This window comes from Chryseobacterium hagamense, from assembly GCF_007991455.1.
Lineage (GTDB): Bacteria > Bacteroidota > Bacteroidia > Flavobacteriales > Weeksellaceae > Chryseobacterium > Chryseobacterium hagamense.
Genome location: NZ_BJYJ01000010.1, coordinates 51,278 through 71,999 on the forward strand (window position 1 = coordinate 51,278; position 20,722 = coordinate 71,999).

A 20,722-nucleotide genomic window follows, 5' to 3' on the forward strand; every position below is an offset into this window, starting at 1 on the left:
TTTAAATTTATTCATTACATATGAGTACAACAACACAATACCTTCCTTATAAAGTTAAGGATATCGCCCTTGCAGAATGGGGAAGAAAAGAAATTACCCTTGCTGAAGCAGAAATGCCGGGTCTGATGGCCATCCGTGAAGAGTACGGACCGTCTCAGCCCTTGAAAGGGGCAAGAATCGCAGGATGTCTCCACATGACGATCCAGACGGCTGTGCTTATCGAAACCCTGGTGGCTTTAGGTGCTGAAGTTACCTGGTCTTCATGTAATATTTTCTCTACCCAGGACCATGCTGCCGCTGCCATCGCTGCTGCAGGAATCCCTGTTTATGCATGGAAAGGTCTTAACGAAGAGGAATTCGACTGGTGTATCGAGCAGACTTTATTCTTCGGTGAAGACCGGAAGCCGTTGAACATGATCCTTGATGACGGTGGAGATTTAACCAACATGGTTTTTGATAAATACCCTGAATTAACAAAAGATATCAAAGGACTTTCCGAAGAAACCACAACCGGTGTACACCGTCTGTATGAAAGAATGAAGAACGGTACTTTGGTAATGCCTGCGATCAACGTAAATGATTCGGTAACCAAATCTAAATTCGATAACAAGTACGGATGTAAAGAATCTGCCGTGGATGCAGTAAGAAGAGCAACCGATATCATGTTAGCCGGAAAAAGAGTCGTAGTTTGCGGATACGGAGACGTAGGTAAAGGAACAGCCGCTTCTTTCAGAGGAGCCGGTTCTATCGTTACGGTAACTGAAATCGACCCGATCTGTGCGCTTCAGGCTGCCATGGACGGTTATGAAGTAAAAAGACTGGACACCGTGGTTGATAATGCAGACATCATCATTACAACAACCGGTAACTTCAATATCGTAAGAGGGGAACATTTCCTTAAAATGAAAGATAAAGCCATCGTTTGTAATATCGGACATTTTGATAATGAAATCGATATGGCCTGGTTGAACGGAAACTATGGTTCTACAAAATCTGAAGTAAAACCTCAGGTGGATATCTATACCATCGAAGGAAAAGAAGTAATCATCCTTGCAGAAGGCCGATTGGTGAACCTCGGATGTGCAACGGGCCACCCGTCTTTCGTTATGTCCAACTCTTTCTCCAACCAGACGCTGGCTCAGATCGAACTTTGGAACAACTCCGAAGCCTACGGAAACGAAGTGTATATGCTGCCTAAACATCTTGATGAAAAAGTAGCTGCCCTTCACCTAAAGAAATTAAGTGTGGAACTTGAAATCCTTTCAAAAGAACAGGCCGATTATATCGGAGTAAACGTAGAAGGTCCGTTCAAACCTGAATATTACAGATACTAAGCTTCTAGCTTCTAGCTTCTAGCTTCTAGCTTCTAGCTTCTAGCTTCTAGCAAAAATAAAGACTCTCCATTCATTTGGGGAGTTTTTTTTGTAAATGGTGAATTGTGAATTTTGCTACGCAAAACAAACACAGCGGATTGACCATTCACCTCTAACCCTATCTACCGCTGTCTCTAGCTGAGTGGAACGCCTTTGCGAACGGAAAATATGCAGAATCCTTATCGCAAAACTTTGCGGACACCGCGTTAAAAATTGGCAAACGAAGTGAATTGACCATTGACAAGCGCAGCGGATTGACCATTCACCATTCACTTTTTTAATCCTGCTGTCGTAACCGCCCCGTCAAAAATTATTTCATCATTTTCGCCACCCCTCCGAAGAAGTGGAATTTTTCGGTTAAGGGTTATGTGATTTGTTTTTTGATATAAAGTTTAAGTTGGTATCTTTCATAAATTAACAAGCGAAGCATATTGACGATTGCCCCGAAGGAATTGACCACTGATCAGCGCAGCGGATTCACTATTCATCATTCTGCACAATAAAATTTTAAGATTCCAGTTGCTGTTCAAATTTAATTTAAATTAATATCTTTGGTTCTTTACTAATATATGAACATGAAAAAACAAAATGTGTCTCCCGCTTTCGTAGCGGCATCATGGATTGCTTTGGCAGCCGGAATGATCGGTTTTATCGTAGGACTTGTAAGAGCGGAAATGCAGCTGAATGAGAAAGGGTATTATTTTACCATCCTGCTCTACGGACTGTTTGCCGTGGTATCTTTACAAAAAGCGGTAAGGGACCGGCTGGAAAACATCAAGGTAACAGATATCTATTACGGAATCTGTTGGTTTGCCACCCTCTCTTCCATTGTTTTGCTGGCGATCGGACTGTGGAATGCCACCATCCTTCCGAGTGAAAAAGGATTCTACGGCTTTGCCTTCTTACTCGCGCTTTTCGGAGCCATTGCGGTACAGAAAAACACCCGGGACAATATGCTTCAGGAATAAAATGAAACTCTCCGAAAACGGAGAGTTTTTTTATTAACATATTTCTTAAAATTAATTGCATTAATTAATTTTTTTCATTTAAAATCATAAAATCATTAATAATTTTGAATATTTCACTATTTTTGCGGTACTTAAATAACAAAATATTGATATGTTTAAAAAACTACTTTTCTTTTTGATGCTGGTGCTCAGCAATCATCGGGTCCAGGCGCAGAACGAATTCATCACCACCTGGAAACCGGGCAATATTCAGAATCCCGTTCCCAGCAATCCTCCTTTCGCTTCATCGAATACCCAGGCCTGGGCGCCCTTTCAGGGCACGAATTACACCATCCAATGGGAAGAAGTGGGGTATCCGGCCCACCAGGCAACCCTTACCGGAGTAACTTCCGTATACCAGGTTTTGCTGGATTTCGGAACACCTCTCAACCCAAATCCTGCTGATGCCACGTACACCGTAAAGGTGAGCAACGGAAGCGGGAATTTCCATCGGATCTATTTCAGGGATCCTGCCACATTAACGGGCGCTATAGATGTTACCGGCGATACTTCCAAAATCATTGCCATCAATCAGTGGGGAAATACCAAATGGTCATCCATGCAATATGCCTTTATAGGCTGTAATACATTAGACCTGCTGGCTACAGACATTCCGGATCTCTCGGAAGTAACCGATATGGCCTTTATGTTTATGGGCTGCACTTCATTATCCGCAAACCCTTCAATCAATAACTGGGACACTTCTAATGTAACAAATTTTACCGGGCTTTTCAATGCATGCATGCTTTTCAACCAACCGATCGGAAACTGGAACACCGGCAACGTGACGAGCATGGCAGTTATGTTTCTGATGGCCCGTAACTTTAACCAGCCCATTGGGAACTGGAACACCGGCAAAGTAACGGAAATGACAGCGATGTTCAATCATGCCATAGCCTTTAACCAGCCGATCGGAAGCTGGAATACGTCTAATGTAACGGATATGGAATTCATGTTTAATAATGCCGGAGTTTTCAATCAGCCTATCGGAAACTGGAATACGTCCAAAGTAGTGGAAATGGATAATATGTTTTCCAATGCAAAAGTTTTTAACCAGGACCTCTCAAACTGGAATACTTCCGAAGTGATCTATATGACCAGCATGTTTTCAGGTGCGGAAAAATTTAACCAGAACCTGAGCAGCTGGAATACTTCAAAAGTAATCCAGATGAATTATATGTTCATGAATGCAAAAGCTTTTAACCAGGACATCAGCGGCTGGAACACCCCGAACGTTATTACGATGGCTGGAATGTTTGCCAATGCCACTCAATTCAACCAAAATCTAGGCAGCTGGAACCTTGGCAGTCTGGCCTATGCAAGCAATATGTTTGGAAACTCAGGACTGAACTGCCAGAATTACGACAGAACCCTGGTAGGCTGGAGCCAGAATTCTGCTACCCCCAATAATATTTTTCTTTCACCCGTAGCCCCTCTGGTCTATGCCCATCCGGCAGCCGTAAACGCCAGGAATTACCTGATCACTTCCAAAAACTGGAACATCTCCGGCGACATTTACGACAAGGAATGCCAGTCGGTCTTGGGAGTTTCGGATCTAAAGGCTGAAAACAATACCGGCATCTACCCGAATCCTGCCACCGATTTTATCTTTGTAAGAAACAGTGAGGCGAAGAAGTTTACGATCTTCGACCAAAGCGGAAGAATGGTTTCGAAAGGGATGCTGGACAACGGGAAAATCGATGTCCGGGATCTGGTTCCGGGAAATTATATCCTGCAGCTCATTTCCGATAAAAATACTCAGAATTTAAAATTCATCAGGAAATAAAAAATAACCGGGGCTCACGAAATTCGTAAGCCCCGGTTTCTATCATTCAATTAAAAAAATTACTGGTCAAAATGGTTAGGATGTTTTGCTTTAATATCGTCAACGGTTCCCAATACTTTGTCTTTTAATGCATCCTGGTATTTCTGTAGATTCTCAGCGACCAACTCATCGGAAGTTGCGATGATTTTTGCTGCCAGAATCCCTGCATTCAGGGCACCGTTCAGGGCAACCGTGGCTACCGGAATTCCACCCGGCATCTGAAGGATAGAAAGTACCGAATCCCAGCCGTCAATAGAGTTGCTCGATAAAATCGGCACCCCGATTACCGGTAATGTTGTACAGCTGGCCACCATTCCCGGAAGATGTGCCGCGCCTCCTGCGCCGGCTACAATGACTTTCAGGCCTCTTTCCTTCGCCGTTTTGGCATAATCAAACATTCTTTCCGGCGTCCGGTGTGCGGAAACCACCGTCAGTTCATAAGGGATATCCAGTGATTTTAAAAACCCGGCCGCCTGTTCCATGATCGGCAAGTCGCTCTGACTTCCCATGATAATTCCTACCATTCTTCAATTTTATTAGATGCCCAAAGATAAAAAATTAATAAGGTTCTTCCAAAAAGGCGTAAAACTTGTTCTTTCAGGCTGAAAACCGGGAATTACGCCACCGGATATTTTAATTTGAATATTTTTGCAAAATAGTATTGTTTGAAAGATTACAAGCTCACCCTCGCCATCCTTACCGTTGCCATTGTCTGGGGAACCACTTTTTTATCCATCCGGGTTGCCGTGGAAACGATACCGGCCTGGTTCGTAGCGGGAATCCGGCAGTTCTTAGCATCCCTGATCATGTTGATGATTCTTTTGTACCGGAGACAGTTCCAATGGATCGGCTGGAAAAACCTGAGCTACCAACTTGTGTTTGCCTCACTGATGCTGATTATTGCCAACGGGTTGACCACCGTTGCAGAAGAAACCATTACCAGCAGCCTCACCTCACTGATCAGCGCCACCTCTCCCATTATTGTATTCTTAGGAAGTGTTGCCTTACGTCTGCAGAGATTTACCTATAAAGCTTTAGTAGGTGTCCTGACGTGTTTCAGCGGAATCGCATTTATTTTCTGGGACGGCATCCGGGACCTGGCCAATCCGGAATACCGGTTCGGGATCTTCCTGCTCTTCTGCGGCATCCTGGGCTGGGCATCAGGAACGATTTTCACCAAAAAAATGAATATCCAGAGCAAAAATATATCCCTGAATCTTTTTTATCAGTTTGCCTTTGCGGGAATTATCCAGATTATTTTTGCCTTTCTGTTTACCGAAAATTACCAGTTTGAAAGCTGGTCGCTGAAAAGTGTCGGTGCCATGCTTTATCTGTCTCTATTCGGATCAGTCGCTACCTTTTTTGCCTATCATTACGCATTAACGAAGGTTTCCCCGGTGCAGGTCTCTATTCTGGCTTATGTCAATACCATTATTTCCATCTTTTTAAGCTGGCTGATCCTGAATGAAGAAATTTCAGCTAAATTTATTATTGCGGCCGCATTGATTATTTTAGGGGTATTTATTATTAATTATAACCGGGAGATGTTCAAAAGGCGGAGAATCGAACAACCATAAATACCTTTTATTCGATATCTGTTAAAACAAGCATCTTCTGTGTTTTGGTATTTTTTCTTATCTTGTAGATACCAAGTTATTCAGTATGATAAAAAACGCTCTATTTGTAATTTTCACCGGCTTACTGCTTCTTACAAGCTGCGACAACAGGAAAAAGGAGAACGACCTGACTTTAAGAGAACAGCAGCTGCTGGAAAAAGAAAAATCCTTTGCCCAGAAAGAATCCGAATACCAATCGCTTTTAAAGATGCGGGACAGTATTTTTGCTACCAAAAAGGATTCTGTAAAAATCAACGTCTGGCCGGCTCAGGTTGCCGGTTTGTGGACCGGAAAAGTCATCTGTACGGAGTCCAACTGCAGCGATTATGTAGTGGGCGACCAACGCACCGATACCTGGGAATTCGACAGTGATTCCATCCAGCTGGTAACCAAGATCATCAATAACAACAATCTGGTAAGGCTTTACTCAGGAAAATTTGAGAACAGTGAAGTAAAACTGAATTTCAGAACCGATTCCACCTCGAAAAAACAGGTAGAAATGAACGTTCTCCTGAATGATTTTTCTCCCAATAAAATGAGAGGAACAAGAACCATTACCGCGGACAATAACTGCATGGCCAAATTTTCAGTAGAACTCGTCCGTTCCACCAAATAAACACATCATGAACTTACTGAGCATCCATAACCTGAGTCTTCCCATTGAAGACCCGGTCCTTAAATTCCTGTTGGTATTAATCATCATCCTCGCCGCACCGCTGCTTTTAAACAAAATAAAAGTTCCGCACCTGCTGGGTTTGATTATTGCCGGCGCTGTAATCGGCCCGAACGGCTTTAACGTCCTGGCCCGGGACAGCAGCATTGTGGTTACCGGGACTACCGGACTTCTTTATATCATGTTTCTGGCGGGGCTGGAAATCGATATGGGCGATTTTAAGAAAAACAAATGGAAAAGTTTAGGATACGGAGGCTATGCTTTCGTTTTTCCTTTTATCCTGGGATTCCTGGGATCGTATTATCTTCTGAATTTCTCTGTCCTTACATCAGTGCTTTTTGCCAGCCTCTTTTCTTCACAGACCCTGATCACTTACCCCCTGATCAGCAAACTGGGCATTGCGAAGAATCAGGCGGTGAATATTACGGTCGGCGGAACCATGATTACGGATATTGCCACCCTACTGGTGCTGGCAGTAGTGGTAGGAATGGTTCAGGGTGATGTAGGGCTTTCGTTCTGGGTCAGGCTGTCCGTTTCCTTTATTGTATTCGGGCTGATCGTACTGATAATTTTCCCTTTGATCGGCAGGTGGTTTTTTAAAAAAATCAATGATAAGATTTCACAGTATATTTTTGTTCTGGTGATGATTTATCTGGCCGCCTTACTGGCAGAACTTGCGGGTGTGGAGGCCATCATCGGAGCATTCTTTGCAGGATTGGCTCTGAACAGACTGATTCCGCATACTTCCGCACTTATGAACCGGGTAGATTTTGTAGGAAATGCTATTTTTATTCCTTTCTTCCTGATCAGCGTCGGGATGCTGATTGATTTCAAAGTTTTTTTCAACAGTTTTGAAACACTGAAAGTGGCCATGATTATGCTGGTTGCTTCAATCGGAGGAAAATATATATCTGCGGTAATTACCCGGAAGACATTCGGTTTTACCAAAGAGGAAGGCAAGCTTATCTTCGGCCTGAGTTCGGCATCTGCCGCAGCCACTCTGGCCACCGTTCTCGTAGGATACAATATTATTCTTTCCGAAACCGAAACGGGAGAACCGATCAGGCTGCTTAACGAACACGTCCTTAACGGAAGTATTCTACTGATTCTGATCTCATGTACCATCTCATCCTTCATCTCGATGGCCAGCGGCCAGAAAATTGCGGAGCAGGATAATGAAGACGCCGTTTCCGGCAATACCCATGAAGAAGAAAACATTTTGCTAGCCGTTAATTACGAAGCAACGGTTGAGCGGATGGTAAACCTTGGCATTCTGATCAAGGCCCATTCCAACACAGAAAACATCTTTGCCCTGAATGTCATTAATGAAGATAAAAATGAATCTTCAGTAAAGAATGCCGAAAAACTTTTACACACGGCAGCAGATGCAGCCGCAGCGGCCGACGTAAAAATCCATTCGCTGAAAAGATATGACAACGATGTCATCAATGGAGTAAACAATGTGATCAAAGAGCAGAATATTACCGATCTTATGATTGCAGTGAGTGATGATAAAGGGTTTTCCCCTTCTTTTGTCTATAATCTTTACAATGGGTATCTGCAGAATGAGGATGTTAATGTTCTTGTATATCATGCTTCCCAACCCTGGTCTACCGTAAAAAAATATGCCGTTATGATTCCCGAAAATGCCCATCTGGAAGCCGGATTTTTCCACGCCCTGCTCCGGGTCTGGAATATTGCCAGGAATTCCGGTGCTACCCTGGTATTTTATGCGTCAGAAAAAATTCTGGATATCCTTCAGCGGATCACGAAGAAAGCAAATGTCGAAGCCGAATTTATCATTATGAATGCATGGAAAGACGGTGAAGAAACAGCGGCTCAGCTAAAAGATGACGAAGCCCTGATCCTGTTCATGGCCAAACGGGGAATGCCTTCCTACATTCCGAGGATGAGGCTGATCCCGGAACTGCTGAACAGAAGCCTGGGAGATAAGAACTACCTGCTGATCTTCCCCTACTCCGAATCGGAAAACAGCGCCGAAAAAAGATCCGTCGGCAACCATGACGACTTTATGGAAATCGGGAATGTGATTAAGAAGATTTTTAAATAACTGCTGGCTTTTTTCTATATTTGCATCCGAAAAATAATAACTGCTTTCAAATGAAGAAATTCTTTGCCATCCTATCCATGCTCTTTTTACTCTCATGCAGCCAAGAGGATAACTCTGTACAGGAACAAAAATGTTACATTACAAAATTTAACCAGACCACCATCAAAAACACAGGACAACAATTTTATCTGTCCGAATATATTTACGACGGCAACCGCATCATTAAAAAAATGGATTATAAACTAATTGATAATACCGCTCCCGGCCAGCAGTATCCTACTTATGCTCCTGAACTAGATAAAACAATAGAAGTTCAATATAATAACTTGTCTCAGCCTGTAAAAATTATTGAACCAACCGATCTTAATAATATCCAGTCCATCGAATATATTATGTATGACAATCAAGGCAGATTATCGGAAAAAAACAGAGTTTCAACTAATTTTACTGATGGGAGCAGCTATACAAAGAATTTTAAATATTTTTATGATTCTGGAAACAAAATAATATCTATCGCAGAAAAAACAACTTCTAGTTGGGGAGATGTGTATGGTGAAAACTCCAAGACCCTTACCTACGATACCAATGGAAATTTAAGGATGATTGAACAGATGGCAGCATCGAATCCTAATTATAAGATCCAGATCAAATATGATAACTATGATACTTATAAAAATCCTTATGCCAATGTAAATGTTCCTTTTGAGGATATTTTCTTTTTAAGGCTTTCTAAAAATAACCATAGGAAATACAGCAAAATTACCATTTATACGAATAATTCTCCGAACAATCCGACGCCACCGTATGAATTTTATGAAATAAGCGGGTATCAATATAACGAAAACGGATATCCACGGTTTGCGGAATACTTATGCCATTAAACGTAACAGGGCTTTTAGCCCTGTTAACTTTATTCTGCTATTACCCTCACCATGCCTTTCACCGTCACGAGTTTCTCCATCAGCTCTTCCCTGGATTCTGCAAGGACATTGATGTGGCCCATTTTCCTTCCGGGCTTGGTTTCGGTTTTTCCATAAAGGTGGATGTAAGTTTCCGGCAACCTTAAAACGTCTTCCATTCCTTCGTAAATTACCTTTCCGGAATAGCCTTCCGCTCCGACCAGGTTCAGCATCCCGCTGTAAATAATGGCATCCGTATCTGCCAGCGGCAGGTTCTTCACCACGCGGTACATCTGTTCAAACTGGGAGTTGGCATTGCCTTCCTGGCTCTGGTGACCGGAATTATGAAGCCTTGGAGCCGTTTCGTTCACCCATACTTTTCCTTCTCTATCAAGGAACAGTTCAATGGCAAAAAGTCCGGGCGACTGGATGGCATTCAGGAATTTTTGGGTGATGGCATCAATCTGTTCTTCGATTTCTTCCGAAAGGAGAACCGGACAAATATTGAAATCCAGAAGGTTCAGCTTCGGATCCGCTACCATTTCAGTTACCGGGAAGGTTCTGGTTTCGCCGCTTTCATTCCTGGCAACGATAACGGAAAGTTCCTTGTCGATGTCCACCAGCTTTTCGATTACGGAATCTTCCAGCCATAGATTTTTCATATCTCCGGCAGTGCGGATTACCTGTACCCCTTTTCCGTCATATCCTCCGGTGTTCATCTTCTGCACAAACGGCAAAGGCATATTGATCTCATCGGAACTTCCGTCCATCACCTCAAATTCCGGGCTCGGAATATTATGAGCTTTATAGAATTGTTTCTGAAGGATTTTCTGCTGGATGGTTTTAATGATATTGGAATTCGGCACCACTTTTACGCCCTGGTTTTCCAGTTCGGCCAGCGCGTCGGTATTAACGTGCTCGATCTCGATGGTCACCACGTCTTTATCTTTTCCGAAAGCCAGAACCGTTTCGTAATCATTGAAACTGCCTTTGGTGAAATAAGAAATATTATGGCAGGGGGCATCGGAAGCCGGGTCCAGGGTATAAAATTCATCATCGTATTTCAAAGCTTCCTGGATCAGCATCCTTCCGAGCTGTCCGCCTCCTAAAATTCCAATTTTCATTTTTACTTATTTATTTCTGTTAGATTTAATTTAATAATGGTTATAAAAGCTTCGAGCCCGGTTATCCTTTACTGATGATAAGCACAAAGTCTATAAAGATTTTATTTAAAATATAATGCATCATTTCGTTCGCCGAGGTACTTCGACAGGCTCAGCATGACACGTTTCACTCAACAAAGAATACATGACGAAGCATCAGTGCTGTGCAAAACCTATTTCTAGATTAACGCATTTTATTCAGCATGTCATTAAACTACTGAATTTTGTCGATTTTCAAATATCCCAGGCTTACAAAGTTCTCCTGATTTTCCGCCTCGGATTTTACCAGTGAGATGGCATAATTTTTCTTCATTTCAGTAGGCAGGATTTCTTTTACCGGGAAAATATCGTCAATGTCTACGCCCAGTTTCTCATCAATATGGCTGGTGGCTCCTTTAAAACCCATGGTTTTATAAAATTCCGTAGCTTTTGCTTTCTTCACCGCATCACTCATGGCATTCCCTACCACCAGATGCTGCTCATGGAATTCTTCAAAGTGACCTCTTTTATATCCTCCGAGATTGATGAAATACAGCTGCTCTTCGGAAGTTGCTTCTCCCCTTTCCACAATCTGCACTTCATAGCCGTCCACGAACTTCACCTCCTGGTAGCAGTCGATATGGATTTTTCCTTTGGCTTCCTTCCAGAAGGCTTTCATATCTTCTACAAGATCTTTCAGGCTTTCCGCAATCCCAAAGAAGACATCGTGCTGCTCTATATTCCTGCCGGGCGGCGTTGCTCCCAGAATGACATAAAATAGTTTCATAAAAAATTCTGTTTGTGCAAAAATACATCAAATTTATCTTTTTTAAACGTTTGGCAGACTGTTACAATAGTTTTATATTTGTACCATGTCAGAAATCATCATTCTCTTCCTTGGAGCAATTTCGGCAGGACTTCTGGGTTCACTGACCGGTTTAGGAGGAGGCGTTATCATTATTCCTTTATTAACGCTGGGCTTCGGTGTTCCAATGCATTACGCCATCGGCGCTTCTCTTATTTCCGTAATCGGGACCTCGTCCGGTGCCGCCGTTGCTTTCGTGAAGGAGGGCTTCACCAATATGAGGATCGGGATGTTTCTGGAAATTGCCACTACTGCAGGAGCGATCGTGGGAGCTTTGGTTTCGGGGATGCTGAATCCGAATACGATCGGGATTATTTTCGCCAGCATCCTTCTTCTGACGGTTATTTTAAATTTAAAAGGAAAGCCGGACCATCAGGAACCCGTCATTAAGGGAAGCCTGGAAGAAAGGCTGAAATTATACGGAACTTTTCCTGACAAAGGGATCTTAAAAAGCTATTCAGCAAGAAATACGGTTCCTGGATTTTTCATGATGATGTTCGCAGGAGCGATGTCCGGATTATTGGGAATCGGCTCCGGAGCCCTGAAAGTTCTGGCTATGGATAATATGATGAGACTGCCGTTTAAGGTATCGACCACCACCAGTAATTTTATGATCGGGGTAACCGCTGTAGCCAGTTCACTGATTTATTTCCAGAGAGGCGAAATTATTCCGGTAATTGTGGCACCGGTTCTGGTAGGTGTTGTAGTAGGAAGCTTTATCGGTTCCAAAACCCTGATGGTTTCCAAAACCAAGAAACTGAAGACATTCTTTGCCATTGTGATCACCATTCTTTCAGTGTATATGATGTATAACGGAATAAGAAGCAACTTCTCATGAGCAAGAATTTTACGGATACGGATCTTAACCGTTCGGTAGGCAATCTCCTCCGGCTGGGTGTTATTTTATCGGTTATCACTTCACTAATCGGTTTTGTGAAGCTTTTTATGGAGGGCTTTGAGATGCCGAAAAAATACAAGCTTCTCGAGATGGGCGGTTCTTCAGAAAAAGTATGGAGCCATTTCTGGACTACGCTTTGCAAAGGAGAAGGCATGGCTATCATCCAACTTGGAATCCTGTTGCTGATTTTCACTCCGCTGATGAGGATTATTTTTGCGTTGATTGGCTATTTAAAGGAAAAAGATTATACCTACGTTATCATTTCTTCGATTGTCCTGGCGATTATGGCGATCAGCTTTTTCACCGGGTACGCCCACTAGCCTGGTCTTCTGATTTTTTCTCAAGATATTCTTTTTCAAGTTCATTCAGTTCATCATGGTATCCTTTTTTATCCATAAAGGCTTTCGGATTGTAGGAGCCTTTCGGCTGATGCTTTTCGTGAAGACTGAACTGACCGGCGTGGGCGGCCACCCATACATCAAAATCCAACTTCTTCATTTCACGGAACGTGTAAGCATAATCTTCCGCAATACCCGGATAGGCAGAAACGTCAGAGAATTTATGGTCTATAATAATGCTGGGCATGTTGGCGATAAGTACCTTGTAGCTTCTTTCCTTATCTTCTGTTTCAAGAAGATAGCTGCATGAGCCTTTGGTATGGCCGGGATGGTGAAGCATGATCAGCTTTGTATTTCCCAAAGTAATAACCTGCCTGTCCTTTAAAATAAAATCGGGAATTACCGGCTTAAAGGTGATCCCGTACTTCCCCATTTCATAATCCGATTTTCCCCCGCTTTTCAGTACCTCCACATCTGCACCGTCCGCATACAGCTTTGCCCCGGTTTCTTTTTTAAGATCAGCCATAGCACCCAAATGATCATAGTGTGCCTGATTAAGCAAAAGAATTTTAAGGTCGCCATATTTAAAGCCCAGTTTTTTAATATTGTTTTTAATAACCGGCTGCGAGTCTGCAAGACCGGTATTGATCAGGATATTTCCTTTATCCGTAACTATAAGATAGGAAGCCAGATCATACGTTCCCACATAATACAGGTTTCCGGCAATCCTGAACGGCTCATAAGGCTGCGACCATTCTTTAGGATGATTCTTAGGTTCATGCACCACTTGGGCATGTCCTGAAAACATAAATCCGGCAGCAGCTAAAAGGAGGCACTTTTTCATTTTAAATTCCATTTGCTGTAAATATTTTATAGTTCATAAAATTCCAGCGGCAATTGATCAGGATCCTGTGTGAAGAAAAATTCTTTTCCGGTGAACTCGTCCACCCGGAGGTCTTCACATGCTAATCCTTTCTGCATCAGTTCTTCTCTTTTATCCTGAACGTTTTGCACTGAAAAGGCAAGATGCCGCAATCCGCAGGCTTCCGGTCCGGAGGGTCTTTGCGGAGGGTCTGGAAATGAGAAGAGTTCGATCACATACTGGTCTCCGATAGCAAGGTCGAGCTTATATGATTTCCTTTCTTCACGGTAGACCTCGCGGAGAATGTTCAGTCCCAGAATTTCGGTATAAAACTTCTTGGAAACCTCATAATCTGAGCATATAACGGCAATGTGGTGGATGTTCATTTTAATTTATTTAATTTCCTTACACTGATCTTTTCTTCTGGTATCAATAAGATACTGTATTTTCCATTCACCGTTCCTTTGCTTAACAAGCTGGAAACTGTTTGCTCCGCAATGAGAAAACTTTCCTCTGAAGTAAAAAGTATAAGGAGTAAAGACACTGGCCAGGTTTCCGTCCTTATGGATGGCTTCAATGGTAATTCTCTCATCCAGCGCCTCCTTTTCCGTCTTTGATACTGAATGTATAAAATCATCGATGCTTTCCGTTTTCACGCCGTCTCCGGCGATGGTCTGAAGAATGGCCGTATCAGAAAATACCGACTTCAGAAGCTCAGCATCTGCATTTTTCATTCCGGAAAACAGGTTCCGGACCGGCTTTTCAATTTCCGCATTCTGCTGGCCGAAACAGAAACTTCCCAGCAGCAGGGCAACGGCAGATATTTTCTTCATGGAACGATGGATTTGTGATCTGATAAAAATAGTCAATTAATCGGTAAATTCTCATTTAATTCATAAACTTTAAACATGAATAGGTTTGAAAACTTATAAATTTGAATTAAATTTATCCGTTTATTTGAAAAGATATGTGGATACTTTACCTGAGTCTGACCGTTTTATTATTAATTCTCACTTTACTGCCCAAAATCCAGCATTCCCACTGGATCTTCCGTACGCCGGAATTCGGTAAGATACAGATTACGTTTTTCACGCTTTTCACTTTTATTCTGGGATTTTTTGCCGCTCCTCATGAGTACTTATGGTACTGCCAGGGTCTTTTGGTACTGATCTTTATTCATCATAGTGTTATTTTAATAAAATATACCCCGCTGTATCCCGTTAAAAAATTCACTCAGAAATACCAGTCTTCAGATAAGATCCATTTTATCTCCGCCAATGTGTATCAGTTCAACAGAGAATATGACCGCTTTATCCGGCTGATTGACAAATACAAACCTGAAATGTTCCTCACCATGGAGAGCAACGGAGACTGGGAATACGCCCTGCGTAAACTGGAACAGGATTATCCTTACCAGCATAAAGTAACACTGGAAAATACGTACGGGATGCATTTTTACTCCAAGCTCAAAATAGAAGAGTCCGGAACGCATTATTTTGTGGCTGATGATATTCCGAGCATTGAAGCACATCTGAAAACCGAAGACGGCTATTCGTTTGTCTTTTTCGGGGTGCACCCGCCGCCGCCAAGCCCTACCGAAGAGGAAACTTCCAAAGAAAGGGACGGCGACCTGCTGAGCACGGCCAGACGGGTGATTGAAATTGATAAGCCCGTGATTGTGGTCGGCGACTTCAACAATGTAGCGTGGTCCAAATCCTCTATCCTGTTCCGTAAAACCAGCCATCTGATCGATCCGCGGATCGGCCGCTCTTTCGTATCGACTTTCCATGCCAAATACAAACTGCTGCGGTTTCCCATTGACCTGATGTTCCACAGTGAAGAAATTTTCATCGAAGACCTGAAAACCCTCGAAAACTTCGGCTCCGATCATCTTCCCGTATATTGTGAATTCTTTATTGACCACGAGCAGGAAAAGAAGCAGGAAGAAAAAATAGATTACGCCACCGAGAAAGAAAAAGCGGAGGCTGAGGAAATGATTGAAGAAGGGAAAAAAGAGGACGGAGAACGGGATGCGGTGGTGACGGAGGGATAAAGGTAGATTTTCTGAGCTTTTTACCAACTAATTGATTCCTTATATTATTGATAATTATTGTTTATTCCTTTTTGTTATTCCGTAAGAATCTCAACATCGTATTAGAGAATTTGCGGAAATATTTACGCTTGATTCCTACGGAAATCGAAGATTCAACGCAATATACGGCAACATAAATATTAAAAAACTTATTGAAAGATCCCTATAGATCCCTTCGGAAATCAAAAAAGCCTTCCCGATTTCGAGAAAGCTGTACTTTATAATGTCTCCTTAAAATCTAAAACTTCATCTCATCCTTTACCACTCCGTTATTCTGCGTATATGGCAGCAATTCGGTTTCAATAAAGGATTTGACGGTCTCTTCTGAACCGTTGTTCGGAAATAAAAGGTGGACATTGGCGCCTGCATCCAAGGTAAAAAACAAAGGCAATCCCGTTTCTTTCCTGAAATCCCAGATTTTATTGATAACCGCCAAAGTTCCTGTTTTCATCAGGATAAAGGCAGGATCGCTCATCATCATCATGGCGTGGAGCGTCAGTGCTTCGTGTTCCACCAGTTTAATGAATTTTTCCAGATCGCCTGACGCCAGTATTTCTTTCATCGGACCGAAATTTTCCCGGGCTTCCTGGAACCGTCGGTCTGCATAAGGATTGGTATTCATCAACCCATGGCCCACGGTGGAAGAAACGCTTTTCTGGCCTTCGTGAATCAGCAAAACCCAATCGTTGAAATTTTTAAATACCTCATGGACTTCTTCATCGGGATACGGAACGGCAAAAAGATCCGAGCTGCCCTTCACCTGTGAGGCTCCCCAAACAACCAGACCGTTGTACAGGCTCCTGCAGGCACTTCCGCTTCCCAGCCTTGCCAGGAAAGAGGCTTTTTTCAATGATTCTTCATCGGATGTTTTTTCTGAAAACGTATCATCCAGATTCATCAGGCATTTGGCAATGGCCCCGAAACCGGAGGCTGAACTGGCGATTCCCGAACTATGCGGAAAGGTATTTTCTGTTCTGATAATGTATTTCCCCTGTAAAATCCAGGGAAGATACTGTTCGATATTCCTGAAATATTTCTCTATTTTTTCGGCAAACTTCACCTCCTCATTTCCGGCTAAAAAAGTATGAACGGAAAAAGGTTCTCCAGCCAGAAACTCCATGGTGGTATTGGTTTTACAATGGTTCAAAGTAAAACTGATGCTTGGGTTTGCCGGGATCTGATTGTCATACTTACCCCAGTATTTAATCAGGGCGATGTTTGACGGGCAGCTTTCGGAAACCGTCTGATGATGGATCGTAAATTCTTTTTCTCCTAAAAATTCCTGTGTTGTTGTCATAATTGAGTTTAAAATGATAAACTTTATTTTTTCTTATTCAGTAAGATACTTAATAACTTCTGAATCCTCATCTACTATATGATCAGTTATATGAAATACATCATCTATCCATTTATGTTGTAAAGCCTCTTCTCTGCTTAGTATTTTTCCCAGAATTTCAGATTGCCAGGGAGATTCTTTACCATCTGCCATACTCACATTATAATTTTCATTATTTAACCATAATCTGAACAAAAATGATGTTCTGGATTTAGGAATTTCATCAGTTCCCCATTCTCCTAAAGAAATTAATCCCAAAACATTTTTATCGTCGTGCTCTTTGGTAAAACGAATATAATAAATTGCAAAAGCTTCATCATCTGCATACACAAACCGTGTAAGTTTTACTGTTGTATTACCACAACATTCACAGATTTCATAGTGTGGATCTTCAAATTCTATTTCAATCATAATCTAATACATCTCCTCAATGATATCCGCATACTTCTTCAGCACCACTCCCCTTTTCACCTTTAAGGTAGGCGTAATTTCCCCGGCATTGATATCGAATTCCGCAGGCATCAAAGTAAACCGCTTAACCTTTTCGTAATCGGAAAGTTCGCCCTGCAGTTCTTTAATTTTTTCTTTGTAGAAATCATTGATTTTTTCATTTTTCACAATATCTTCCCATTGAGTAAACGGAATGTTGTTTTTCTTAAGATAGTCTTTTAAGAATTCAAAATTGGGCACGATAAGTGCGGAAACAAACTGTCTTCCCTCTGCAATAAGCACGATCTGCTGGATGAAATTGTTATTGGTTAAAAGATTCTCTACCGGCTGCGGGGCGATGTATTTTCCATTGGATGTTTTCATCAGATCTTTCAGGCGGTCGGTAATCACCAGGTTTCCTTTGTCATCGATCTTTCCGGCATCCCCGGTTTTAAACCAGCCGTCTTCGGTAAATACTTTCCGGGTTTCTTCAGGTCTGTTGTAATATCCTTTCATGATTCCGTTTCCGCGGGCCTGGATCTCGCCATTTTCACCGATCCGGAGCTCTACACCGGGTAGCGGTTTGCCACTTGTTCCGTGCTCGAAATGCGTTAAGGGGAATAAAGTAAGCGTAGCCGTTGTTTCCGTCAGGCCGTATCCTACCGTCACATGAATTCCGACGGACTCGAAAAACTTCGTGACTTCCGGGGATAATGAGGCGCCCCCGCAGGGTAAAAACCACAGTCTTCCGCCCATCCGTTTCTTGATTTTACTGAACACCAAAGTATCGGCAACAGCTTCCTTTATTTTTAACCCGAACGGCACGGGTCTTTCGTTTCTTTTCAGTTCTGCGGTCTGCCAGCCTGTTTCCACCGCCCAGCCGAAGATTTTTTTCTTCAGTGAAGAACCTTCCTCCGCTTTCTCCAGTACGCCGGCATAGACTTTCTGGAAAAATCTCGGTACGGCGCACATCATGGTAGGCTTTACTTCTTCCAGGGCTTTCGAGATATTTTTCGGATCTTCCAGGAAATACACTCTTGCTCCACCGTAAAGACAAAGCAGGCTCCAGCTTCTTTCGAAAACATGGGTCAATGGCAAAAATGCGAGCGATAGTTCTTCTTCAAAATTTTTAAATTTAAAAAATTCAAAATGGGCATCGAGTGCCCTAATGAAATTCCCATGGGTAAGTACAACTCCTTTGGGGGTTCCCGTAGTTCCTGAAGTGTAGATGATGGTGGCTGCATCATCATATTCTTTAGGGCAGCATTCGAATTCCGGCGAGGCTTTGGCAATAAAGTCTTCCAGATAAAAACTGCTGAATTCTTTCTTGATCCAGACTGCTTTTTTAGAAATAATAACCGTTTCCAGGCTGCTGCTTTCTTTCTGCAGGATCTGAAGGGCGGCATCATACTGTGCCTGGTCGCCTACCAGAATAATTTTTGCCTGTGAATCGTCGATAATATATTCTGCCTGCTCTGCATTGTTGGTGGAATAAATGGGAACGCTGATGGCACCGATTGCCATAGCGGCCAGATCAAAAATCATCCATTCGGAAGAATTGTCCGAATAGATGGCGACTTTATCATTTTCCTGGATTCCGGCGTTTCTCAGCGCATTTGCGGTTTTAAAAACAATCTCACCGAATTTCTGCCAGCTCAGCTCTTTCCATCCTGCATCTTTCTTTTTGAAACCGATGGCTGCTTTCAGAGGGTGTTTTTCTGTGTTTTTTAGGATAATGGCCTCTGCAAGATTCATGGCTTCATCTTTTTATCGTTCATATAATTATTCAAATGAAAATCAATACTTTCCGTAACCGGAATAAACTGATAGTCCAGGGTTTCCTTTATTTTTTGATTGGAAACGACATGGAGATTGGAAATAGCTTCGATATTGGTTTTGGTAATCATCCTCAGCGGAGGAATCAGCCATCCGAACAGGATATTGGCCCATCTTCCGGCATTCAGCTGGAAATCAGACAGAATTCTGGCTTTTTTCAATCCTAACTCTGATCTGATCTGTCCGGCCAGTTCGGAATACCTTCGGCCTTCGGCTACAATAATAAAACGTTCGCCAAAACGGTTCTTTTCCATCAGTTCTACGGAGATTTCAGCAACATCCCTTACATCCACATAATTCGATCCGCCTGAAAAGGTAAAGCTGTTCTTTTCAAAAGTAGGGAAAATATCGCCGCTGCTGTTTCCCCAGTTTCCGCTGCCGATAATCATTCCGGGATTGATAATAACCGCGTTCATCCCTTCTGCCGAAGCCCTCCACACTTCCATTTCGGACAGGTGTTTGGATAAGGCATAAGCAGAATGTTCAAGCTTAGGGTTGAAGTCGGATTCTTCGTCGAGCTCCCCCTGATCATTGAAGTGATCCAGGACGGCAATCGAGCTGACGTGAAGGAATTTTTTAACAGCGGATCCTTCGCAGGCGTACAGGAGGTTTTCGGTACCTTTGATGTTGGTATGGTACATTTCCTTTTCATCTGCGGGATGAAAGCTTACTTTAGCCGCACAGTGATATACTTCCTCTACTCCTTCCAGAGCATCCTGTAAGGAATTGATATCATCAAAATCCACATCGATCCATTCAATTTTACTGAAAAAGCCGTCGGGATCTTCCGTATAGAAAGTATAGGAATGCTTAACTTCGCTGATGTTGCTGGCCGGTCTTTTTGCCGCACGTACATTTTTTCCCTTTTTCAGAAGTTCCAAAACGATTACCCTGCCTAAAATTCCGGTTGCGCCCGTTACAAAAACCATCAATTATTTTTACTTGATTGCTGACTAAATTATGATAATATTCTCCGTTATGCAAATTTGCGACTTTTAAAGGAGAATTCGGTTTTAAAATGATGAAAACCGCAAAAATCATATGTACAAAAAACCATCCGGAAAATTCTGTGGTTTTGAATATTTAACATAAACTCGAAAAAGAACCCGGATTAACAGGTTGGAAGATGGATGCGGGAAGTTTTCCTTGTCAGAAATACGATCGGGGTCCTGATGATCAAACGAAATCTTTTGTTGTTCTATTAAAGAGAATTCTATTTAAAATCCTGACTGAATTAACCTTAATTTTATTTTAACCTGAACAAACAAATGAATACAAGTTGAATACGTTTTACAAATCAGGAATAATTGTGAAATTTAAAATTGGAGATTTGAAAAGATATGAAAATTTAATCATACTTTGTAAAAATAAACCTTCAAGGTTTTTGAAACCTTGAAGGTTTAAAACCCACTAAACTAAACGGGTATATTAAAAGACTCAAATTAGCTCAAAAGTTTTAT

At 42.3% G+C, this 20,722-nt stretch carries 20 protein-coding genes; 10 read left to right on the plus strand and 10 right to left on the minus strand.

Going from position 1 to position 20,722, the window contains the following annotated elements:
* The first annotated feature begins 20 nt into the window (after positions 1-20).
* The 3 genes from ahcY to CHA01nite_RS10955 all read left to right on the plus strand — a co-directional run bounded on the left by ahcY (position 21) and on the right by CHA01nite_RS10955 (position 4,166).
* The gene (ahcY, locus tag CHA01nite_RS10945) at positions 21-1,334 is read left to right on the plus strand and encodes an adenosylhomocysteinase (protein ID WP_146941399.1); all 1,314 of its coding nucleotides are present in this window, start codon (positions 21-23) and stop codon (positions 1,332-1,334) included.
* Positions 1,335-1,948: 614 nt separating this feature from the next.
* Positions 1,949-2,341 (plus strand): inner membrane protein YiaA, encoded by a 393-nt coding sequence (gene yiaA / locus CHA01nite_RS10950; RefSeq protein WP_146941401.1) that lies wholly within the window; start codon positions 1,949-1,951, stop codon positions 2,339-2,341.
* A gap of 151 nt (positions 2,342-2,492) precedes the next feature.
* The gene (locus CHA01nite_RS10955) at positions 2,493-4,166 is read left to right on the plus strand and encodes a BspA family leucine-rich repeat surface protein (RefSeq protein WP_146941403.1); all 1,674 of its coding nucleotides are present in this window, start codon (positions 2,493-2,495) and stop codon (positions 4,164-4,166) included.
* A 59-nt stretch (positions 4,167-4,225) separates the two neighbouring features.
* On the opposite strand, the gene purE is transcribed toward CHA01nite_RS10955, so the two are convergent.
* The gene (gene purE / locus CHA01nite_RS10960) at positions 4,226-4,729 is read right to left on the minus strand and encodes a 5-(carboxyamino)imidazole ribonucleotide mutase (RefSeq protein WP_146941405.1); all 504 of its coding nucleotides are present in this window, start codon (positions 4,727-4,729) and stop codon (positions 4,226-4,228) included.
* A gap of 141 nt (positions 4,730-4,870) precedes the next feature.
* Here purE and CHA01nite_RS10965 point away from each other — a divergent pair, with 141 nt between their 5' ends.
* The 4 genes from CHA01nite_RS10965 to CHA01nite_RS10980 all read left to right on the plus strand — a co-directional run bounded on the left by CHA01nite_RS10965 (position 4,871) and on the right by CHA01nite_RS10980 (position 9,446).
* Positions 4,871-5,782 (plus strand): DMT family transporter, encoded by a 912-nt coding sequence (locus CHA01nite_RS10965; protein ID WP_146941407.1) that lies wholly within the window; start codon positions 4,871-4,873, stop codon positions 5,780-5,782.
* Between the two features lie 85 nt (positions 5,783-5,867).
* Entirely contained in the window at positions 5,868-6,437 is a 570-nt protein-coding gene (locus CHA01nite_RS10970) for a hypothetical protein (RefSeq protein ID WP_146941409.1), read from the plus strand.
* Positions 6,438-6,444: 7 nt separating this feature from the next.
* Positions 6,445-8,565: a cation:proton antiporter gene (locus CHA01nite_RS10975; protein WP_146941411.1), complete on the plus strand. Its 2,121-nt coding sequence runs from the start codon at positions 6,445-6,447 to the stop codon at positions 8,563-8,565.
* Between the two features lie 50 nt (positions 8,566-8,615).
* On the plus strand, positions 8,616-9,446 hold the full coding sequence (locus CHA01nite_RS10980; RefSeq protein ID WP_146941413.1) for a hypothetical protein: 831 nt from the start codon (positions 8,616-8,618) through the stop codon (positions 9,444-9,446).
* 29 nt (positions 9,447-9,475) lie between these two features.
* Here CHA01nite_RS10980 and CHA01nite_RS10985 read toward each other — a convergent pair whose 3' ends face one another.
* A complete protein-coding gene (locus CHA01nite_RS10985) occupies positions 9,476-10,588 on the minus strand; it encodes a 5-(carboxyamino)imidazole ribonucleotide synthase (RefSeq protein WP_146941415.1) in 1,113 nt (370 codons plus the stop codon).
* Positions 10,589-10,841: 253 nt separating this feature from the next.
* Positions 10,842-11,393: a DUF1543 domain-containing protein gene (locus CHA01nite_RS10990; protein ID WP_146941417.1), complete on the minus strand. Its 552-nt coding sequence runs from the start codon at positions 11,391-11,393 to the stop codon at positions 10,842-10,844.
* Positions 11,394-11,478: 85 nt separating this feature from the next.
* On the opposite strand from CHA01nite_RS10990, the gene CHA01nite_RS10995 reads away from it, so the two are divergent.
* Together CHA01nite_RS10995 and CHA01nite_RS11000 are read left to right on the plus strand one after the other, a co-directional pair.
* The gene (locus CHA01nite_RS10995) at positions 11,479-12,309 is read left to right on the plus strand and encodes a sulfite exporter TauE/SafE family protein (RefSeq protein ID WP_146941419.1); all 831 of its coding nucleotides are present in this window, start codon (positions 11,479-11,481) and stop codon (positions 12,307-12,309) included.
* The gene (locus tag CHA01nite_RS11000) at positions 12,306-12,689 is read left to right on the plus strand and encodes a DUF1634 domain-containing protein (protein ID WP_146941421.1); all 384 of its coding nucleotides are present in this window, start codon (positions 12,306-12,308) and stop codon (positions 12,687-12,689) included. The genes CHA01nite_RS10995 and CHA01nite_RS11000 overlap by 4 nt, the downstream gene beginning before the upstream one ends.
* Here CHA01nite_RS11000 and bla read toward each other — a convergent pair.
* The 3 genes from bla to CHA01nite_RS11015 are packed head-to-tail and all read right to left on the minus strand — an operon-like array spanning position 12,670 to position 14,402.
* Positions 12,670-13,551 carry a subclass B3 metallo-beta-lactamase gene (gene bla / locus CHA01nite_RS11005; RefSeq protein ID WP_146941423.1) on the minus strand — a complete coding sequence of 294 codons (882 nt, stop codon included), beginning with the start codon at positions 13,549-13,551 and terminating at the stop codon, positions 12,670-12,672. The genes CHA01nite_RS11000 and bla overlap by 20 nt on opposite strands.
* A 26-nt stretch (positions 13,552-13,577) precedes the next feature.
* Complete coding sequence (gene gloA2, locus CHA01nite_RS11010) at positions 13,578-13,955, minus strand: SMU1112c/YaeR family gloxylase I-like metalloprotein (RefSeq protein WP_146941425.1); 378 nt, start codon at positions 13,953-13,955, stop codon at positions 13,578-13,580.
* Positions 13,956-13,961: 6 nt separating this feature from the next.
* Positions 13,962-14,402 carry a nuclear transport factor 2 family protein gene (locus CHA01nite_RS11015; protein ID WP_146941426.1) on the minus strand — a complete coding sequence of 147 codons (441 nt, stop codon included), beginning with the start codon at positions 14,400-14,402 and terminating at the stop codon, positions 13,962-13,964.
* A gap of 134 nt (positions 14,403-14,536) precedes the next feature.
* Here CHA01nite_RS11015 and CHA01nite_RS11020 point away from each other — a divergent pair, with 134 nt between their 5' ends.
* Positions 14,537-15,622, plus strand: a complete 1,086-nt coding sequence (locus CHA01nite_RS11020; RefSeq protein ID WP_146941428.1) for an endonuclease/exonuclease/phosphatase family protein — start codon at positions 14,537-14,539, stop codon at positions 15,620-15,622.
* Positions 15,623-15,899: 277 nt separating this feature from the next.
* On the opposite strand, the gene CHA01nite_RS11025 is transcribed toward CHA01nite_RS11020, so the two are convergent.
* Genes CHA01nite_RS11025 through CHA01nite_RS11040 form a run of 4 tightly spaced genes read right to left on the minus strand, consistent with a single transcriptional unit; the run spans position 15,900 to position 20,191 of the window.
* Entirely contained in the window at positions 15,900-16,958 is a 1,059-nt protein-coding gene (locus CHA01nite_RS11025) for a diphosphomevalonate decarboxylase (protein ID WP_146941430.1), read from the minus strand.
* 33 nt (positions 16,959-16,991) lie between these two features.
* Positions 16,992-17,408: a hypothetical protein gene (locus CHA01nite_RS11030; RefSeq protein ID WP_146941432.1), complete on the minus strand. Its 417-nt coding sequence runs from the start codon at positions 17,406-17,408 to the stop codon at positions 16,992-16,994.
* 3 nt (positions 17,409-17,411) lie between these two features.
* Positions 17,412-19,181, minus strand: a complete 1,770-nt coding sequence (locus CHA01nite_RS11035; protein ID WP_146941434.1) for an AMP-dependent synthetase/ligase — start codon at positions 19,179-19,181, stop codon at positions 17,412-17,414.
* Positions 19,178-20,191: an NAD-dependent epimerase/dehydratase family protein gene (locus CHA01nite_RS11040; protein ID WP_146941436.1), complete on the minus strand. Its 1,014-nt coding sequence runs from the start codon at positions 20,189-20,191 to the stop codon at positions 19,178-19,180. Before CHA01nite_RS11040 ends, CHA01nite_RS11035 begins: the two co-directional genes overlap by 4 nt.
* Between the last annotated feature and the right edge of the window lie 531 nt (positions 20,192-20,722).

Excerpts from the sequence above, each read along its gene's own strand:
- CHA01nite_RS11035 (WP_146941434.1), bottom strand. The coding sequence starts at position 19,181 with ATGAATCTTGCAGAGGCCATTATCCTAAAAAACACAGAAAAACACCCT.
- CHA01nite_RS11025 (WP_146941430.1), bottom strand. The coding sequence starts at position 16,958 with ATGACAACAACACAGGAATTTTTAGGAGAAAAAGAATTTACGATCCAT.
- CHA01nite_RS10980 (WP_146941413.1), top strand. The coding sequence starts at position 8,616 with ATGAAGAAATTCTTTGCCATCCTATCCATGCTCTTTTTACTCTCATGC.
- CHA01nite_RS11015 (WP_146941426.1), bottom strand. The coding sequence starts at position 14,402 with ATGAAGAAAATATCTGCCGTTGCCCTGCTGCTGGGAAGTTTCTGTTTC.
- CHA01nite_RS11020 (WP_146941428.1), top strand. The coding sequence starts at position 14,537 with ATGTGGATACTTTACCTGAGTCTGACCGTTTTATTATTAATTCTCACT.
- yiaA (WP_146941401.1), top strand. The coding sequence starts at position 1,949 with ATGAAAAAACAAAATGTGTCTCCCGCTTTCGTAGCGGCATCATGGATT.
- CHA01nite_RS10985 (WP_146941415.1), bottom strand. The coding sequence starts at position 10,588 with ATGAAAATTGGAATTTTAGGAGGCGGACAGCTCGGAAGGATGCTGATC.
- ahcY (WP_146941399.1), top strand. The coding sequence starts at position 21 with ATGAGTACAACAACACAATACCTTCCTTATAAAGTTAAGGATATCGCC.
- CHA01nite_RS11040 (WP_146941436.1), bottom strand. The coding sequence starts at position 20,191 with ATGGTTTTTGTAACGGGCGCAACCGGAATTTTAGGCAGGGTAATCGTT.
- CHA01nite_RS10970 (WP_146941409.1), top strand. The coding sequence starts at position 5,868 with ATGATAAAAAACGCTCTATTTGTAATTTTCACCGGCTTACTGCTTCTT.
- CHA01nite_RS11000 (WP_146941421.1), top strand. The coding sequence starts at position 12,306 with ATGAGCAAGAATTTTACGGATACGGATCTTAACCGTTCGGTAGGCAAT.
- CHA01nite_RS10975 (WP_146941411.1), top strand. The coding sequence starts at position 6,445 with ATGAACTTACTGAGCATCCATAACCTGAGTCTTCCCATTGAAGACCCG.
- CHA01nite_RS10990 (WP_146941417.1), bottom strand. The coding sequence starts at position 11,393 with ATGAAACTATTTTATGTCATTCTGGGAGCAACGCCGCCCGGCAGGAAT.
- bla (WP_146941423.1), bottom strand. The coding sequence starts at position 13,551 with ATGAAAAAGTGCCTCCTTTTAGCTGCTGCCGGATTTATGTTTTCAGGA.
- gloA2 (WP_146941425.1), bottom strand. The coding sequence starts at position 13,955 with ATGAACATCCACCACATTGCCGTTATATGCTCAGATTATGAGGTTTCC.
- CHA01nite_RS10955 (WP_146941403.1), top strand. The coding sequence starts at position 2,493 with ATGTTTAAAAAACTACTTTTCTTTTTGATGCTGGTGCTCAGCAATCAT.
- CHA01nite_RS10995 (WP_146941419.1), top strand. The coding sequence starts at position 11,479 with ATGTCAGAAATCATCATTCTCTTCCTTGGAGCAATTTCGGCAGGACTT.
- CHA01nite_RS11030 (WP_146941432.1), bottom strand. The coding sequence starts at position 17,408 with ATGATTGAAATAGAATTTGAAGATCCACACTATGAAATCTGTGAATGT.
- purE (WP_146941405.1), bottom strand. The coding sequence starts at position 4,729 with ATGGTAGGAATTATCATGGGAAGTCAGAGCGACTTGCCGATCATGGAA.